Origin of the sequence: Sphingomonas sanguinis, assembly GCF_019297835.1 — a bacterium.
GTDB lineage: Bacteria > Pseudomonadota > Alphaproteobacteria > Sphingomonadales > Sphingomonadaceae > Sphingomonas > Sphingomonas sanguinis_D.
In genome coordinates, this window is record NZ_CP079203.1 from 2,342,093 (window position 1) to 2,356,969 (window position 14,877).

The following is a 14,877-nucleotide window of genomic DNA, read 5'->3' on the forward strand; positions in this document are numbered from 1 at the left end:
CGCGGCAATCACCGTGCCGTAGCGGCCGACCAGGAGCGCGATTGCCAGCGCGCCATCCTCGCCACCGGAGCCGCCCCCAAGGGCTGCTGACCTTCACCGAAAGGACGAACAATGAAACTCCTGCCTTGGGCGGGCGCGCTGGCGCTTGCCTGTCTTTCGTCGGGGCTGGCCGCGCAGGTCGCGCAGATCGGCTCGCCGTCCACCATGACTCCGACCGCCGGTGTCACCTTCAACGGCTCCGATGGGAAGGCCAAGGTCGCCAGCCCGAGCAACCCGCTTCCCGTCACGACCAAGTCGGACGATGGGGCGGATGCCACGCTCGGCAGCACGGCGGACGCGCCCTATTCGGGCACCGGCGCTGCGACGATCGCGTCGGCCCTGAAGGGTATCTATTCGCAGAGCCTTGGGCCGCTACCGGCCGGGACCGCGACGATCGGCAACGTCGGGGGTGTGCAGATCCCCGGTACGCTGGCGATCGGCGGTGGGTTTCGCGTCGGCGGCCTCGATAGTGCGGGGCTGTTCCAGGACATCAAGGTCGACGCCAACGGCCTCATGATCCAGGGGCTGAGTGCGGCCGGTCAGGACGCGAAGGGGTTCGCCGTCCGGATCGGCGGCACCGACCTGAACGGGAAGAACCAGTCGATCCGGACCGACACCACCGGCTGGCTGTATTCGCTGCCCTACGCGCTGGCCACCCTGGCCCCGCCGACTGCGGCAACGGCCGGGGCGAAAGTCCCCCTTTGGCTCGGCCGCTACGGTCAAACCATTGGTGGCTATAGCGATGGGACGGCCGACTATTACGCAGCGGGCACTGCGAATGGCGCATTTGTCCAAGGACCTGCCCCGTCCGGTTCGCCTGCGAAGGGCAATCCCACGCGTGGCGGAATCACGGATGCTGACGGAAATGTCCAACCCTGGAGGGGCGATTCCCTGGGCGCAGGGAATGTCCGGGAAACTTCCCGCACCGCCTATTTTGCTGAAACCTCCACGCCCCTCGCTGCGGGCGCGACCTACATGGGGTCCATCCACGATGCGGGCGGCACGATTGTCGGCGCTCCATCGCCTTGGGGCAGCTTCGGCTGCTGGGCGCGCAGCGATCAGTCGTTCACGCTGACCGTGCGAGGATCGAACGACAACAGCACGTTCTTCACCGGTGACTCGATCGTCGTACCGGCGAACACCAGCAAGTATCTGTCCTCCGCCCTGGTGGCCAAATACTGGAAGTGCGACGTTACGAACGGGTCGACGGCGCAAACCTACATCACCGTCCAGTCGCGGTTCGGCCTGTGATGCGCGCGGTCCTTCTCGCCCTGGGCGCGCTTGCCGCCCTCCTGACCTGCACCCCGGCGGCCGCGCGCTGGGGTGAGCGTCCGATCGTGCTGCCGGACAAGACGACCTATACCTGTGGTCAGTATCTGGCCTTTGCCGCGCCCTGGTCGGTCAGCTCGCCCCCGCAAAGCGCCTTCGTCGCGGGCGTCGACTATGCCGACTCCATCGTCGTGCTGCCTTCCGTTCGCAACACCGATGCCTGCCTCGATGGCTCCACCGTCAATTGGCGCTGGCCTGCCCAGACGTCGACGAAGGGGGTCTATGGGTACATGGAGCTGACCTTCGGCAATTATGACGGTGGTAAGCCTGCGGTGCCCGTCACGCCGATCCAGGCGTCGGCCATCACCACCTTCCGGCAGGAGCTGCTGATCGGCCCGACGACCGGCACGCCTGCCGACTACAACATTCTGAACGAATTCTACCTGACCGAGGTGGCGGGCGTTGCGTCGACGAAGCGGGTGGAGATCGGCTTCTTCTGGAATGCGGCCGACACGACCATCACCTATTACAACGGCGGCACGCCCTGTTCGACCTATACCGATCCGACCGGGCGGAAATGGGCGTGCCGCTGGCTGCCCGATGGCTCGGCGGGGCGGTACATCATGTATTATTCCGGCGCGCGCGCGAGCGGCGGGACGCTCGATTTCAAGGCCGTGATCGATAGCCTGGTCGGGCAGGGCCTGGTCGACGGCAATCTGTACCTCAACGGCGCGGCGGTCGGCGTCGAGCCGGTCCGCAATGGCGGCTCGATGCAGGTGCAGCGCTGGCGGATCACGCTCAACTGATCCCCTCGGCCGCGATTGACCTTCCGACCGGGGCAGCTAAAGGCCGTAGCGCTGCTCTGGACTTAGCCGAAAGGAACAGCCCGCGCGCGGATAGTACAGGCACCGGCTTCGCCGGGTGGCCTGCTGAATGAAAGACCCGTTCGGGAAATAAGCAGGGCGCGGTCTCTGTACTATCGCGCGGCTAACCGCCCGGTACGCGGCCGGGCGATGCGATAGGCCGGGACCGCCCCACCACACCCCATCATTAGCGATCATTATCGGTCGCTACCCTGATCCCCCTCCGACGTGCAGAGCGTCGGCGCGGGCTGCGTTCGATCGTCCCGATCGACGCCACCAACTTCGCGCGCGTAGCCGACGTGCTTTCGCGAAGGACTTGCCTCATTTCGACCATCCAGACCCCCGCCCCGTATCTCGGCGGGAAGCGTAACCTCTCCCGCCGCCTCACCGCGCTGATCGACGCAACCCCGCACCGTTCCTATATCGAGCCGTTCGTTGGCATGGGCGGCATCTTCTTAAAGCGATCCAGCCGCGCACCCGTCGAGGTCATCAACGATATCTCAGGCGACGTGATCAACTTTTTCCGCGTCGCCCAGCGCCATCCGGATGCCTTGGCTGCGGACATTGGCTCCCGTTTGTCGAGCCGAGACGAGTTCGAACGGCTCCGGCGCGTCGACCCGGAAACCCTGACCGACATCGAACGCGCCGGGCGGTTCCTGTATCTCCAGCGCCTGACCTTCGGCGGCAAGATCCGGTCCCGTGTTTTCGGCGTCGACAAGGCGGGCAGTAGCCGTTTCGATCCGCGTAAGGTGCTGCCCAATCTGGAACGCCTGCACGAGCGGTTGGCGGGCGTCACGATCGAGCGGCTAGGCTTTGCGTCGGTTATCGAACGATATGACGACCCCAGGGCGCTATTCTATCTCGATCCTCCCTATTGGGATTGCGAGGACGACTACGGCCCCGGCGTCTTCGAGCGAGCAGATTTCGAGCGCCTGGCCGACCAGCTCGCTAACATCCGTGGCCGCTTCATCCTGTCCATCAATGCCACCGATGGCGCGCGCGCCGTCTTCTCCCGCTTCCATGTCGACGACGTCGAGACGACCTACACGGTCGGCGCTCAGGGCGCGAAGCGGGTCGGCGAGCTGATCGTGTCCAACTTCGGGGGGTAATCGCGGGGGAACGGCGATCGCATGGCGGTCGCCGGAAACCGCGCAAATCCACCGATTCGGCAATATCGGGCCGGATAATCCCTCCGCCCCGATATCGAACAGAAGCCGCCTGTCAGCTTTCCTTAAAACAATGAATGATCAGTTATCCGAGTGGGGCAGTCGTTTCTCGATAGCTGGGGCGCCAGATACGAGCACCGTGATTGTGAACAGTACGAGGCCCGCCTCGTCTGTCGCTTCGACGCTCAGTTCGTCAGCTTGCCATATGCTAATAGGGTCAGAGCGGATTAAATCGGCCAAGAAACAAGACGCCTCCACCTTCGCCCTAGCCATCGTTCCAAACTCAAAGCCGAGCTGATCAGGCCCACGCGCCTCGCCTGAAATGTTGAAATAGCATCGCATGCATAGGCGCTGACGGCAGATCGTATATCCGTCTATAATCGACATCAGCATTTGCGATCTTCGTGGTCGACCTGATCCCCTTTTGGGGCGAAGCGATGCCAAAAGAATTTCGGCTCCGCAAATTCGCTCCCCACCATATTCCATCCCTAACGAACCGCCAGACTGTGTCCGACGAGTTCGTGCTTTCGGATATCAATATGCTTTCCAACGCAGCTCTGAAGAGCGCGCGGCCGAAGCCGCTCGCCTATAAAATTTGGGACGCGATGGGCCTGCACCTGTTCGTCGCGCCTACCGGCCTGCGGGCGTGGCGCGTCCGGATCAGGGCCGATCACCGCGAGACGGTCATTTCGCTGGGCAGCTGGCCCGACGTGTCGCTCGACGCTGCCCGCGAGGCAGCGGGGATCGCGCGCGGTATGTACATCCAGGGCGTGCAGCCGAAGGTCATTTCTGCGAAGATGGCCGAGCGCCTGACGCAATCAGCGATCACCCTCGAGCAGCTGGCCCGCGACTGGCATACGGCGCGGCGCGATCGTTGGACCGCTGTCCACGCGGCCGACGTCCTGGCCAGCCTCGAGCGCCACGTCTTCCCGGCGATCGGCGAGGATCTGGCGACCGCCATCACCACGCCGCAGCTGCTGCGCCTGCTCGGCAAGATCGCGCGGACCGGCGCGGCCGAGACGGCGCGCCGCATCGCGCAGCGCCTCTCGGCAATCTACCGCTTCGCGCGTACCCGAAGTATCGTCGACGGCGATCCCGCCGCTGGCTTGGTCCGCGAGCTGGCGACCGGCGCGCCTGCCCAGCGCCAGCCCGCGCTGGAGGATCTGGGCGAAGCGCGGGGCCTCCTCGATGCCGCCGATCGCGCGCGTGCTGCCCCGGCCATCCGGCTGGCGTCGCGATTCTTGGCGCTGACCGCCGTCCGCCTCGCGGCCGTGCGCGGCGCGCGGTGGGACGAGATCGAGGGCGTCGACTGGTCGACCGAGGCCCCATCGCCCGCCGCCCTGTGGCGGATACCGGCCGCGCGGATGAAGATGGCCGTTGCGAAGAAGGCCGACGCGGCGAATGACCACCTCGTTCCCCTGTCGGCCGCAGCGGTTTCGGTGCTGCGCCAGGCGCGGGCCATCGGCGGCGGGGATCTGATCTTCCACCGCGGCGGTCAGGCGATCGGCGCGGGCGCGATCGGCGCGCTGTATGATCGGTGCGGCTTCGCCGGGCGGCATGTGCCGCATGGGTGGCGAGCGACCTTCTCGACGGCGATGAATGAACGCTTCCCGGATGACCGCTTCGCGATCGATCGCGCCCTGGCCCACGTCCAGGCGTCGGCCGTCGAGGCAGCGTACAATCGGTCGCAGCATCTCGACCGTCGACGTTGGCTGTTCGATCGGTGGGCGGAGCTGCTCGAAGGCGACGCTTCCACCAGCGATCGGTCGAAATAGGGCTGGCACGGTTCCTGCGGTCCCCGCCTCGATAGCCCTCGGGCGGCGCAGCCGCCCGGTCCCGACAGCCGCATCTTGGCTATCGGGTGCTTGAGGTGATCCGTTTGCGGAGCTGGGGGGACCAGCAGGCTACCGGGTGCCTCGAATTCTGCTGCCTAATCAACGTGTCGCGATAGCGACTCCTTATCCACTTTGCTCTTGAGGTCCTGATACAAGGACATTCAGGGACTCGCGTTAGCGACCGAGACGCCGAGGCTGCGGACGGCTTCGCCTAGGGCGGATTTAGCGCTCAGGAAGCCCGTGGGGGCCGCTGGGGCGTCGTTCGTCGGGGCAGGCTTGTTTCGCCCCAGGCGTTTCCATCGGCGCCCACGGAGCTGGAGAAAGCGCTGATAGATGCGGTTCGGCATCGCCTTGCGGTGGTTCAGGAAATAGGCGTGCGAGGTCTGCTCGCGCTGGGGGCCGAATTGCCCGTCAGAGTCGGGCTTTCGCCTGCTGCGCCGGACGCGATCGATAAAGCCGTGATGGAGCAGGCGCTCCAGCGATCGCCATACGCCCTTGACGCAACAGACGGCCCGCGCCGCTATTTCCTCGCCGGACGGGAATATCTCCCCCGTCTTGGCATTCAGGAACGACAGGATCGCGCGCAGGATCGAGACGTCGAAGGGCCGCATGCGCAGCCGCGCGCGCTCCAGCTCCGCGTCGATCGCCAGGAATTCCTGGCGCACCGTCGCCAGCCGGCCGATCGGGCGATCGGCGGGCGACATCGCCTTCAGCTGCTGTTCCTCCGCCTCGAGCGCGGCATGGCGTGCCTTCAGCGCAAACAGCTCCGTGCGCGGGTATCGCTTATAGTGGAGCTGGGACAGCTCCTGTGCCGTGTCGAGCAGCGTCTCCACGGTCGCAATCCGCTCGGCCGGGGTCTCGAAACGATTATGCTCCCACGGCTTCGCATCCGGTTCGTTCTCGTCGATCGATCCCCGATGCACCGGGTCGCTGCCCGGCTTCTTCCCCTGAAATTTGGCCGTCAGGCCGTTGATAAGCTTACTGGTTGCCCGTGCTGAGGCGAACGTCATTTCGGCTTCCCGTGACCGAAGTGCTTTGGATGCACGAAAGCGCCGCCTGAATCGCATTTTCAGACGCGCGCTGTGCAAATCGGCAGACCTGTCACCAGGTCTTGGAGGGTGGGATTGGCCAACAGCCGTCCTGCGCATTTCCTGCGCAGGTCAGAGACGTTCTCTGTAAATGCTGGCTAAATTGTCGCTGGCACCGCGCTAACGACGCTCAAGATTCCCCAAAATGTAGGACATCTATTGCGTTCGTAATGCGGGGGTCACAGGTTCGAGTCCTGTAAGCGGCACCATCACGTCCCCGGAACAAACCTGGAAAACCGCAGAAATCTGCGGTAAAATGCCTCTCGGCGGTCCCGTGAAATCTCATTATGTTCCGCCGTGGCCCACTCAAAAGGGGCCACGAATCATGGGGCCACGAACGTTGCAGGAGGCGTGGCCCCATGCTTACGGTTGTGCAGATCCGGGCGCTGAAACCGGCAGAGCGTCCCTACAAGGTGGCCGATTCGGACGGCCTATATCTACTGGTGCAGCCATCCGGCGCCCTGCTCTGGCGCTTTCGCTACCGGTGCTGCGGCATCGAGCGCAAATTATCGCTGGGCAGTTTCCCCGATGTCACCTTGATGCAGGCGCGCCGGAAGCGCGACGAGGCCAAGGCCGAACTCGATGACGGGATCGACCCTGTGGAGGAAAAGCGCCAGCGGCGGCTGAAGGCCGAACTGGCGGCGCAGACGACGTTCGCGCTCGTCGCCGGGGAATATATCGAGAAGATGGAGCGCGAGGGCCGTTCCCCCGCTACCATCAAGAAAGCGCGCTGGTTCCTCGAACTACTCGATGGCATCGCCAAGCGTCCGATCGCGGCGATCACCCCGCATGAGCTTCTCGACGTGCTGAAGCGGGTCGAGCGTCGCGGGCATCATGAGACGGCGCTTCGGCTCCGCTCCTTCGCCGGCCGTGTCTTCCGCTATGGTTTCGCGACCCTGCGCACCGAGCGTAATCCAGCCGACATCCTGCGCGGCGCCCTTACTGTTCCCAGGGTCAAGCATCATGCGGCGATCGTCGAGCCCAAGAAAGTCGGCGACCTGCTGCGCGCAATAGACGGGTACACGGGCCGGCCCGAGACCCTGCATGCACTCAGGATCGCGCCGCATGTCTTCCTGCGCCCGGGTGAGTTGCGGCAGGCGAAATGGAGCGAGATCGACTTCGCCGAAAAAGTCTGGCGCGTGCCGGCCGAGCGCATGAAGATGAAGCAGCCGCATGCCGTACCCTTGTCGCGGCAGGTGCTGTTCCTTTTGCAGGATCTGCGGTCGCTGGCGCGGGACAGCGAATTCCTCTTCCCGGCGCTTCATACCACCAAGCGCTGCATCTCGGACAATACGCTGAACGTCGCGCTGCGCCGCCTGGGGTTCGAGAACGATGAGATGACCAGCCACGGCTTCCGCGCCATGGCCAGCACGCTCCTCAACGAGTCAGGGCTGTGGCATCCCGATGCCATCGAGCGCGCGCTGGCCCATGGCGAGAAGGACAAGGTGCGCGCCGCCTATCATCGCGGCGCGCACTGGGCGGAACGGGTGCGCATGGCGCAGTGGTGGTCGGATTATCTCGACCAACTCCGGATCGGCGGTGCCATCATCAAGGGCAAGTTTCGCAAGCGAGCGTAGGACTTGCTACGCCTGCCATGCGATGATGGCGTCATTTCGCAGGATCGTAGGAAGCGGGATTGCGCATCCACTCGTCGATGGCCGATGCACGCCAACCTATGCAGCGGGTGCTGAGCTGAGTGCTCCTTGGAAAGGTGCCGTCGGCCATCTTGCGATATAGGGTGGAACGGCAAAGTCCTGTCTGCGCCAGGACGGCGTTCAGACGGAGAAAGCGGTCAGGATTAGCGGACATGGGTACCACCTTTCGGTTTTTGCGGTTGGGAACCGCTAAGGTCCTGTTTCCCCGCTAAGTGGAGTAGATCCTCTTTGGGTCCTCCGGGGTGCTCGCGAGGGACATTCGCTACCGTCTCTCACGATGCTGCAGGAACGGCATCGACGCCGCTGGCGTGGTGCCAAGCTGCTCCGTCTGGATCCATTCTGTTTTGTGACCCGAGGCAAAGAGCGCGAGTGTCGCAATGCTTGGTGGATATCGACGGCGCCCCACCCAAATCTGCGCAAGGGCGTGAAGGCAAGGCTGGCAAACGTTGGAATCGCGCGCGCGTTACATGTCGTCGTCCAACCATGCTGACGAGAATAGCTCTTCCCCGCCTCTGGCCGCTACCCTCGCGGACGCCCGATACAGCCCAGCGTCCTTAACGTTGATAATGCCCCACAGGGTATAAATTGCATTTACTCCCTGCAGGGTATAAATAAACACTATACCCTTCAAGGTATATCGCTAGTTTATCCCTTATAGGGTATGCCGTCACTGAAAGGCGTCTCCCGTGGCCCACATTGCTCGCTCTCCCAAACAGCTCGGTGCGCTCATCCATAACGCGCGGACCAAGCGCAACCTCACCCAGCAGGCTCTGGCGGCCTTGGTTGGCACCGGGCAGAAGACGATCTCCCGCATCGAAAGCGGGCAGACGGGTACGAAGCTCGACACCCTGTTCGGTATCCTGGCAGCGCTCGACCTCGACATGCAGATCGCACCGCGCAGCAAGGGCAGCGCTGACCTGAGCGAAATCTTCTGACAATGGCACGCCGCAAGACCCACGTTCCCCTGAACGTGCTGATCAATAATCGCCTCGTCGGCCGCCTCGAGAAGGAAACGAGCGGCGCCGTATCGTTCCGCTATGATCAGAGCTGGCTCGAGTGGGAGCACGCATTTGCGGCCTCGCTGTCACTGCCGCTTCGTGCAACCACCTATCGCGGCGCGCCGGTACTCGCCGTTTTCGACAACCTGCTTCCCGACAGCGTAGATATCCGACGCCGCGTGGCGGAGCGCACGGGTGCCGAAGGTACCGATCCGTACAGTCTCTTGGCCCGCATCGGCCGGGATTGTGTCGGTGCGATGCAGTTCCTGCCTGACGGTGAGGCCATCGACGCGATAGGCGATATACGGGGCGAAGCGTTGGGCGAAGAGGATATCGAACACCTCCTCGACAATCTCAAAGGTGCGCCGCTCGGGATCGATCCTGGCCAGGAATTTCGAATCTCAATTGCCGGTGCGCAGGAGAAGACCGCGCTGCTGCGCCACGACGGCCAGTGGCTACGTCCAATCGGAACGACTCCGACAACGCATATCCTAAAGCCTCAGCTCGGCGAGATCCCGACATCCACCGGCATGGTCGACATGACCGCCAGTGTCGACAACGAGCATTACTGCCTGGCGCTGCTGGGTGCCTTCGGCTTGCCGGTGGCGAAAACCGAGATCGTCACCTTCGGGGCGCGACGCGCGCTGGTCGTCGAGCGGTTCGATCGCCGATGGCTCGCCGATGGCCGGCTGCTGCGCGTTCCGCAGGAAGACTGCTGCCAGGCACTCGGCGTGCCATCCTCCCAGAAATACCAAAGCGAAGGTGGTCCCGCCGCGGCGGACATCATAAGACTGCTCGGCGGTAGCGACGATCCGACCGAGGATCAGGTGACATTCCTGTCGAGCCAGATCATCTTCTGGCTCATCGGCGCGACCGACGGACATGCGAAAAACTTCAGCCTCTTCCTGCGTCCGGGCGGCGGCTTCAAGCTGACGCCCTTCTACGATGTCCTGAGCGTCCAGGATGCTGTCGATCGCGGACAGTTGGCACAGAAGAGTTTCCGGTTGGCGATGTCGGCGGGCACCAGCCGCCATTACCGGATCGAGGAAGTCCTGGGCCGGCACTTCGTCCAGACCGCGAGAGCCGCAGGTATCGGCCCGACCATTATCGACAAGGTCATCACCGACATTCGCAAAAATGCCGTCACGGCCGCGGACGTTGCGCGAGAAGCAATGCCGGACGACTTCGCCGACGACGTCCATGCCAGCGTCAGCCGCGCGATCGCCGATCGTCTGGCACGTCTCGACACGGCGTTTACGGAGCTAAGCTAGTCGCGTTGCAAAACATGTCCGGCATGCCCCTCTCCGCCACCCTCATTGTCGGTCAACCGCTTGAGGCTCCGATACTGGACCAGCGTGGCACGGCCGACCTTCGTCGTCTCGAGGTCGCCCGACTGGATGAGCTTGTAGATCCGCGAGCGGCTGAGGCCGGTGATGCAAACCGCCGTTGCCACGCGGACCGTCAGCGGCTCGATCTTCCTTTCCCATGCCCGCTCGATCATTTCTGCCCCCGTACTCGCGCGTCGCGCTCGCGCACGAACGCCCGATCGCTCTCCAGGAAGGCCGACAACATCGCGGGGATCAATTCGGTGACCGGCTCCTCGATGCCGTAGGTCGAGGCATAGACCGCAGCATAGGCCTGCAACGACGACTGGAGGTCCGGCGTGATGGTGATGGCCAGCTTGACCGGCGTGCGGTCGGGCAGCTTGCCAAGCTTGAGATCGGCCATGTCAGCTTGTCCTTCTCGGATAAGGGGCGAGGATGAGATCGTGGGTCACCAGCAAGCGGACCGGCGCGCCGGGACGGATCGTGACCGTCGGCTGGACGTCGAGGTTGCGCTGGGTGATCTGGTCGCCGGCCCGCGCGACGTTCATCTGGGCGGACTGGCGGATCGCCTGCACGAGGTCGCTTCCGCCGGAGATCGACAGCTCGGAACCGACGCCGAGCATGGTCGCGATCGCGACACCCTTGAGCAGCGTCCATGTGTGGAAATCGACCCGGTCGGCAAGCCCGGCATAGCCTTCCGGGTCGGTGGCAGGCATGTTGTCGAGCCGCACCGAGCCGCCGTCGGGCAGGATCAGCCTTTGCCAGATCACCAGCGCACGGCGCTGCCCGAACGCGACGACGCTGTCATACTTGCCGATCAGCCGGGCACCCTGTGGTACGAGCAGGATCGTCCCCGTGACGGTATCGAACACGTTCTGGGTGACCTGCGCGGTGACCATGCCGGGCAGGTCAGAACTCAAGCCGGTGATGAGGCTTGCCGCGATCACGCTGCCCGCCAGCAGGCTGTTGGGCGAAGCAGGAGTGACGAGGGCGCCGACGTTGAGATCGCCGCCCGTGTCTCTGGCCGCGGCGAACTGCTCCTTGCGCGTCCCCGTCGCCGTCGCAGGGATGGCATCAGGGACTTCGGGGCCGACGGAGGAAGCAGGGGTGACCACGCTATGGCCGGTCGTGACCTGCGCCATCAGGCCCGATTCTCGCGCCGCCTTGAGGTCGGCCATCCGCTGCTGCCGTGCTGCCGCGACCGTATCGACGGACGGAGGAGCAACGGTCGCTTCGGCCCGTTCCTGTGCGCGAAGGATTGGCCGGCCAAGGTCGCCGGGAAGCGGTGGGCCGAGCCTGGGCGCATCGCCATAGCTGGCCGGGAGGCCAGAGAGTGCGTCGGCGGCGGGCTTCGCTATCGGCTGAGACAATTCGCTGTCCTGCGCGACGTGCCGGAAGACCTGCGGCTTCAACGCCATCCACGCGATACCCATCAGGCTGGCCGAGCCCAGTGCGGCGAGGCCGATGATCGCACCCTTGCGGAAGCGGATCGCGCGTGCCGGACGGGAACGGATGGCCAATGTTTCCGGGTCGACCTTCGGCGGCTGGGCGGGCGCCTCGGGTGCGGGCGCGTCGAGCATGGCTTCGGCGGGCGAAGGTGCGTCTGACGAAGGTTCGGCAATCTCGGTCATGCCCCCCTCCGCTGAGCGGATGGCCCGATCCTGTCGATGCGGACGACCTGCTGCTTCTTCAAGCCGAGCCGGAGTTCGGCCGCGTCGAAGATCCGGTCGACGACATAGAAGCGGTCGCGCAGCCGATAATTGACCAGTTCCACCTTTCCATCTGGGCCGACGACGAACAGGGGCGGTGCATCGCCATTGGCCAGCGAGGCAGGGAACTCGACATAGGTCCTTGTCCCGTCGTCGAACACGCGCAGTGGCCGCCATGGCGGGCGGTCGCCGCTGATCGCGTAGTTGAAATGCAGCTGCTCGATCGCCAGCCCCGTCGCCACCGGCGCCGCAGCCTGTGCGGCCTCCGCCTTGCGTCGCACGGCCAGCAGCTCGTCCTGCGGATAGGTCCAGCGCAGCGAGGACAGCGCCGTTGCCGGGGTGCTGGCGAGCCTGAGATGATAGGCGCGCCGGTCGGTCGTGATGACCAGGTTGGTGAGCAGGCCTGCGGAGACCGGCTTGACCAGCACATGCGTCTGCTTGCCGTCGCCCGAACCGCTCGTCGTGTCGCCGATCACCCAGCGGGCGGTATCGCCGCTCGCGACCGCCACGAGGGTCTCGCCGGGCTGGAGCGCAATGTCCGTTACCAGTCCCGGCGCGGTATAGACTTGATAGATCGTGCCGTCGTTGAACGGATAGACCTGCGCGCCGCTGACGAACCCGTTCGCTGCCGGCTCGATCGTGGCGCTGCGTGTGGCGGACCGCACCGCCTTGAGCGGTGCCGCGGCCCGATCCTGCGCCCACGCGTGACCGGCCAGGACCAAGGTGGCTATGGCCGGCAAGATGACGGGCTTCATGGGTTCTTCTCCTGCATGTTGGACAGGTTCGCGGCTTCAGGTCGGGCGCCGAGGGAAAGGTCGAGCGGCGATCCGAGCGGCAGGGTCGCGGGCGACTGGGCGGCGGGGCGTGTGGGTTGCGACGATGGCGAGGTGTCCAGTTCGCGGCTCCAGTCGATTGCGTCGACATAGATGCCGAGCGGGTTCTTGCGCAGCACCTCGGCCGATGTCGGGGGGCGCGTCACGATTGTGAGGATCGCCGTCCAGCGCTGGACGCCCGCCTGGTTGCCGCGCTCGAACATGGTCTCGGTCCATTTGACCTGGAACGACGTGTCGGACGCGCGCACAACGCTGGTGACCTGCACCGACACCGTCCGATCGCCGACCTGGGCAAAGGGCGCTGCCGAACGGGCATATTCCCCCAGGAACTCGGCCCCGCGCTGGGTTGCGAAGTCATAGGCCTCGAGCCAGTCGCGGCGCAGCAGCACCGGGTCGAGCGACACCGAGCGGATGTTGGTGATGAATCGCGACAGGTGCCACGCCACCTGCGGGTCGGTCGGCCGGTATGCGACGTCGGCCGGCTGGACGGAGCGCGCCTCGCCGAGCTTGTCGACCTCGACGACATAGGGCGTGACGCGGCTCTGCATCGATTGCCAGGCAAGGGCTGCCGACGTGCCTGCGGTCAAGAACAGGCAGCCGAACGCCATCAGCCGCCAGTTGCGCGCCTGCACGCGCGCCGAGCCCATCCGCTCGTCCCACAGCTGCCCGGCACGCTGGTAGGGTGTCTCGGGCGGCGGCGTTCGCCCGTAGCGCTGCACGCTTCGCTTGAAGACCATGGTTCAGTCGTTCCTTTCCTTGATGTCGGGAATGGCGGAGCCGCCGCCACGATCGCCTTGGCTGAGCGCGTGGATCGCGACTTGGCGGCGATGGCGGCTCGTCTGCTGGTCGCGCATCGCCCGCGCCCATGCAGGCGTGCCGCCGTCGGCGTCGTTCGTGCCCGGCGACGCGTCGGAGGTTCGATTGAGCGCCGACCAGGCGGCGTTGCGACCCCGCTCTGCGGCAGCGCCGAGCCCGAAGGTGCTTTCGATCTTCTGGGCCGCCGCACCCTTGGCAGCGGCGGCCATGCCGCCGACTGCAGAGCCGCCCGTCTCACGACCGAGCTGCGCGGCGGTCGAGGCCGCGGATCCCATTGCGGTGCCGGCACGCACCGCCCCTAGCGCAGCGCCGGCCAAGGCGCGCGCGCCACCGACGGCCGCCCCACCCGCCAGCAGCGCGATGCCGCCGGCGCCGACCGCGGTGCCAAGTGCCGCGCCGGCGCCGAGTTGCGGGGCGCCGGACACCAGCCCCGAGGCGATCGACGGCCCGAAGATGCCGAGGCCGAACAGCGACAGGCTGGCAAGCACGAGGCTCATCGCCTGGCCGATGTCGGGCTCCTGGCCCTGCAGCGCTTGCGTGAACTCGGCGAAGAAGTTGGAGCCGATCCCGACGATGACGGCGAGCACCATCACCTTCACGCCGGACGAGACGACATTGCCCAGCACGCGCTCGGCGAGGAAGCTGGTGCGGTTCCACAGCGCGAACGGCACGAGGATGAAGCCCGCCAGGCTCGTCAGCTTGAACTCGAGGATGCAGACGAACATCTGCACCGCGAGGATGAAGAAGGCGACGATCACCAGCGCCCAGGCGAAAAGCAGGATCATGATCGTCAGGAAGTTGTCGAAGAAGGTCGTGAACCCGACCATCTCGCTCGCCTGGTCGAGCAGCGGCCACGCCGCCGAGAAGCCGGTGCCGGCGAGCCGCCCGGGCTTCAGCAGGTCGTCCGCGGACAGCGTGCCACCGCCGGCGGTCAGCCCGGCCTGCGCGAACGAGCGGAAGATGATGTCGGCAAGGCGAGAGAAGCTGTTGAGGATGAACGCGAAGGCGCCGACATAGAGGATCTTCCTGAGGAAGCGTCCGATGACATTGTCCTCGCCGCCCATCGCCCAGAACAGGCCGGCAAGCGTGATGTCGATGCCGATCAGCGTCGCGGTCAGGAAGCCGACGTCAGGACCGAGCAGCCCGAAGCCGCTGTCGATGTAAGTGATGAACGCCTGCAGGAAGCGGTCGATGACATTGAGGTCGTTCATGAGATCCTCTTCCTGGCAAAGTGGAGAGAATGTCGCGGGGCGCGGTGGGGAGCGGGACCGCGCCCCGCGA

The 14,877-nt window shown here is 65.2% G+C and carries 16 protein-coding genes; 7 read left to right on the plus strand and 9 right to left on the minus strand.

The features are described from left to right. Nucleotides 1-111 precede the first annotated feature (111 nt). From KV697_RS10930 to KV697_RS10940, 3 genes are all read left to right on the plus strand, one after another. Nucleotides 112-1,290 (plus strand): hypothetical protein, encoded by a 1,179-nt coding sequence (locus KV697_RS10930; RefSeq protein ID WP_219018212.1) that lies wholly within the window; start codon nucleotides 112-114, stop codon nucleotides 1,288-1,290. Continuing rightward, on the plus strand, nucleotides 1,290-2,114 hold the full coding sequence (locus tag KV697_RS10935; RefSeq protein WP_219018213.1) for a hypothetical protein: 825 nt from the start codon (nucleotides 1,290-1,292) through the stop codon (nucleotides 2,112-2,114). Before KV697_RS10930 ends, KV697_RS10935 begins: the two co-directional genes overlap by 1 nt. Before the next feature lie 356 nt (nucleotides 2,115-2,470). Then, entirely contained in the window at nucleotides 2,471-3,280 is an 810-nt protein-coding gene (locus tag KV697_RS10940; RefSeq protein ID WP_306822631.1) for a DNA adenine methylase, read from the plus strand. A gap of 138 nt (nucleotides 3,281-3,418) precedes the next feature. On the opposite strand, the gene KV697_RS20305 is transcribed toward KV697_RS10940, so the two are convergent. Further along, nucleotides 3,419-3,823 carry a DUF6894 family protein gene (locus tag KV697_RS20305; protein ID WP_374011357.1) on the minus strand — a complete coding sequence of 135 codons (405 nt, stop codon included), beginning with the start codon at nucleotides 3,821-3,823 and terminating at the stop codon, nucleotides 3,419-3,421. A gap of 53 nt (nucleotides 3,824-3,876) precedes the next feature. Between KV697_RS20305 and KV697_RS10945 the strand changes: the two genes are divergently transcribed. After that, the gene (locus KV697_RS10945) at nucleotides 3,877-5,112 is read left to right on the plus strand and encodes a tyrosine-type recombinase/integrase (RefSeq protein ID WP_219018214.1); all 1,236 of its coding nucleotides are present in this window, start codon (nucleotides 3,877-3,879) and stop codon (nucleotides 5,110-5,112) included. A 221-nt stretch (nucleotides 5,113-5,333) separates the two neighbouring features. Here the strand turns inward: KV697_RS10945 and KV697_RS10950 are convergent, their stop codons facing one another. Next, entirely contained in the window at nucleotides 5,334-6,239 is a 906-nt protein-coding gene (locus KV697_RS10950; protein WP_219018215.1) for a hypothetical protein, read from the minus strand. Between the two features lie 380 nt (nucleotides 6,240-6,619). On the opposite strand from KV697_RS10950, the gene KV697_RS10955 reads away from it, so the two are divergent. Beyond that, nucleotides 6,620-7,837: a tyrosine-type recombinase/integrase gene (locus KV697_RS10955; protein ID WP_219021356.1), complete on the plus strand. Its 1,218-nt coding sequence runs from the start codon at nucleotides 6,620-6,622 to the stop codon at nucleotides 7,835-7,837. Nucleotides 7,838-7,868: 31 nt separating this feature from the next. Here KV697_RS10955 and KV697_RS10960 read toward each other — a convergent pair whose 3' ends face one another. Then, a complete protein-coding gene (locus tag KV697_RS10960) occupies nucleotides 7,869-8,069 on the minus strand; it encodes a helix-turn-helix transcriptional regulator (protein ID WP_084220569.1) in 201 nt (66 codons plus the stop codon). Nucleotides 8,070-8,601: 532 nt separating this feature from the next. Between KV697_RS10960 and KV697_RS10965 the strand changes: the two genes are divergently transcribed. Further along, nucleotides 8,602-8,850, plus strand: coding sequence for a helix-turn-helix domain-containing protein (locus KV697_RS10965; protein ID WP_042485091.1), 249 nt, complete (start codon nucleotides 8,602-8,604; stop codon nucleotides 8,848-8,850). Between the two features lie 2 nt (nucleotides 8,851-8,852). Then, on the plus strand, nucleotides 8,853-10,184 hold the full coding sequence (locus tag KV697_RS10970; protein ID WP_219018216.1) for a type II toxin-antitoxin system HipA family toxin: 1,332 nt from the start codon (nucleotides 8,853-8,855) through the stop codon (nucleotides 10,182-10,184). Here the strand turns inward: KV697_RS10970 and KV697_RS10975 are convergent. From KV697_RS10975 to trbL, 6 genes are read right to left on the minus strand one after another with little or no spacing between them, the layout of a single operon-like run. Continuing rightward, complete coding sequence (locus tag KV697_RS10975) at nucleotides 10,181-10,414, minus strand: DNA-binding protein (RefSeq protein ID WP_219018217.1); 234 nt, start codon at nucleotides 10,412-10,414, stop codon at nucleotides 10,181-10,183. The genes KV697_RS10970 and KV697_RS10975 overlap by 4 nt on opposite strands. Continuing rightward, nucleotides 10,411-10,641, minus strand: a complete 231-nt coding sequence (locus tag KV697_RS10980; protein ID WP_219018218.1) for a DUF2274 domain-containing protein — start codon at nucleotides 10,639-10,641, stop codon at nucleotides 10,411-10,413. Before KV697_RS10980 ends, KV697_RS10975 begins: the two co-directional genes overlap by 4 nt. Nucleotide 10,642: 1 nt before the next feature. Beyond that, complete coding sequence (locus KV697_RS10985; RefSeq protein ID WP_219021357.1) at nucleotides 10,643-11,818, minus strand: TrbI/VirB10 family protein; 1,176 nt, start codon at nucleotides 11,816-11,818, stop codon at nucleotides 10,643-10,645. 47 nt (nucleotides 11,819-11,865) lie between these two features. Continuing rightward, complete coding sequence (gene trbG, locus KV697_RS10990) at nucleotides 11,866-12,702, minus strand: P-type conjugative transfer protein TrbG (RefSeq protein ID WP_219018219.1); 837 nt, start codon at nucleotides 12,700-12,702, stop codon at nucleotides 11,866-11,868. Next, nucleotides 12,699-13,517: a conjugal transfer protein TrbF gene (gene trbF, locus KV697_RS10995; RefSeq protein ID WP_219018220.1), complete on the minus strand. Its 819-nt coding sequence runs from the start codon at nucleotides 13,515-13,517 to the stop codon at nucleotides 12,699-12,701. The genes trbG and trbF overlap by 4 nt, the downstream gene beginning before the upstream one ends. Nucleotides 13,518-13,520: 3 nt before the next feature. Next, a complete protein-coding gene (gene trbL / locus KV697_RS11000; protein WP_219018221.1) occupies nucleotides 13,521-14,807 on the minus strand; it encodes a P-type conjugative transfer protein TrbL in 1,287 nt (428 codons plus the stop codon). Nucleotides 14,808-14,877: the final 70 nt, after the last annotated feature.

Excerpts from the sequence above, each read along its gene's own strand:
- KV697_RS10930 (WP_219018212.1), top strand. The coding sequence starts at position 112 with ATGAAACTCCTGCCTTGGGCGGGCGCGCTGGCGCTTGCCTGTCTTTCG.
- KV697_RS10935 (WP_219018213.1), top strand. The coding sequence starts at position 1,290 with ATGCGCGCGGTCCTTCTCGCCCTGGGCGCGCTTGCCGCCCTCCTGACC.
- KV697_RS20305 (WP_374011357.1), bottom strand. The coding sequence starts at position 3,823 with ATGGAATATGGTGGGGAGCGAATTTGCGGAGCCGAAATTCTTTTGGCA.
- KV697_RS10945 (WP_219018214.1), top strand. The coding sequence starts at position 3,877 with ATGCTTTCCAACGCAGCTCTGAAGAGCGCGCGGCCGAAGCCGCTCGCC.
- KV697_RS10950 (WP_219018215.1), bottom strand. The coding sequence starts at position 6,239 with ATGCGATTCAGGCGGCGCTTTCGTGCATCCAAAGCACTTCGGTCACGG.
- KV697_RS10955 (WP_219021356.1), top strand. The coding sequence starts at position 6,620 with ATGCTTACGGTTGTGCAGATCCGGGCGCTGAAACCGGCAGAGCGTCCC.
- KV697_RS10960 (WP_084220569.1), bottom strand. The coding sequence starts at position 8,069 with ATGTCCGCTAATCCTGACCGCTTTCTCCGTCTGAACGCCGTCCTGGCG.
- KV697_RS10970 (WP_219018216.1), top strand. The coding sequence starts at position 8,853 with ATGGCACGCCGCAAGACCCACGTTCCCCTGAACGTGCTGATCAATAAT.
- KV697_RS10975 (WP_219018217.1), bottom strand. The coding sequence starts at position 10,414 with ATGATCGAGCGGGCATGGGAAAGGAAGATCGAGCCGCTGACGGTCCGC.
- KV697_RS10980 (WP_219018218.1), bottom strand. The coding sequence starts at position 10,641 with ATGGCCGATCTCAAGCTTGGCAAGCTGCCCGACCGCACGCCGGTCAAG.
- KV697_RS10985 (WP_219021357.1), bottom strand. The coding sequence starts at position 11,818 with ATGCTCGACGCGCCCGCACCCGAGGCGCCCGCCCAGCCGCCGAAGGTC.
- trbG (WP_219018219.1), bottom strand. The coding sequence starts at position 12,702 with ATGAAGCCCGTCATCTTGCCGGCCATAGCCACCTTGGTCCTGGCCGGT.
- trbF (WP_219018220.1), bottom strand. The coding sequence starts at position 13,517 with ATGGTCTTCAAGCGAAGCGTGCAGCGCTACGGGCGAACGCCGCCGCCC.
- trbL (WP_219018221.1), bottom strand. The coding sequence starts at position 14,807 with ATGAACGACCTCAATGTCATCGACCGCTTCCTGCAGGCGTTCATCACT.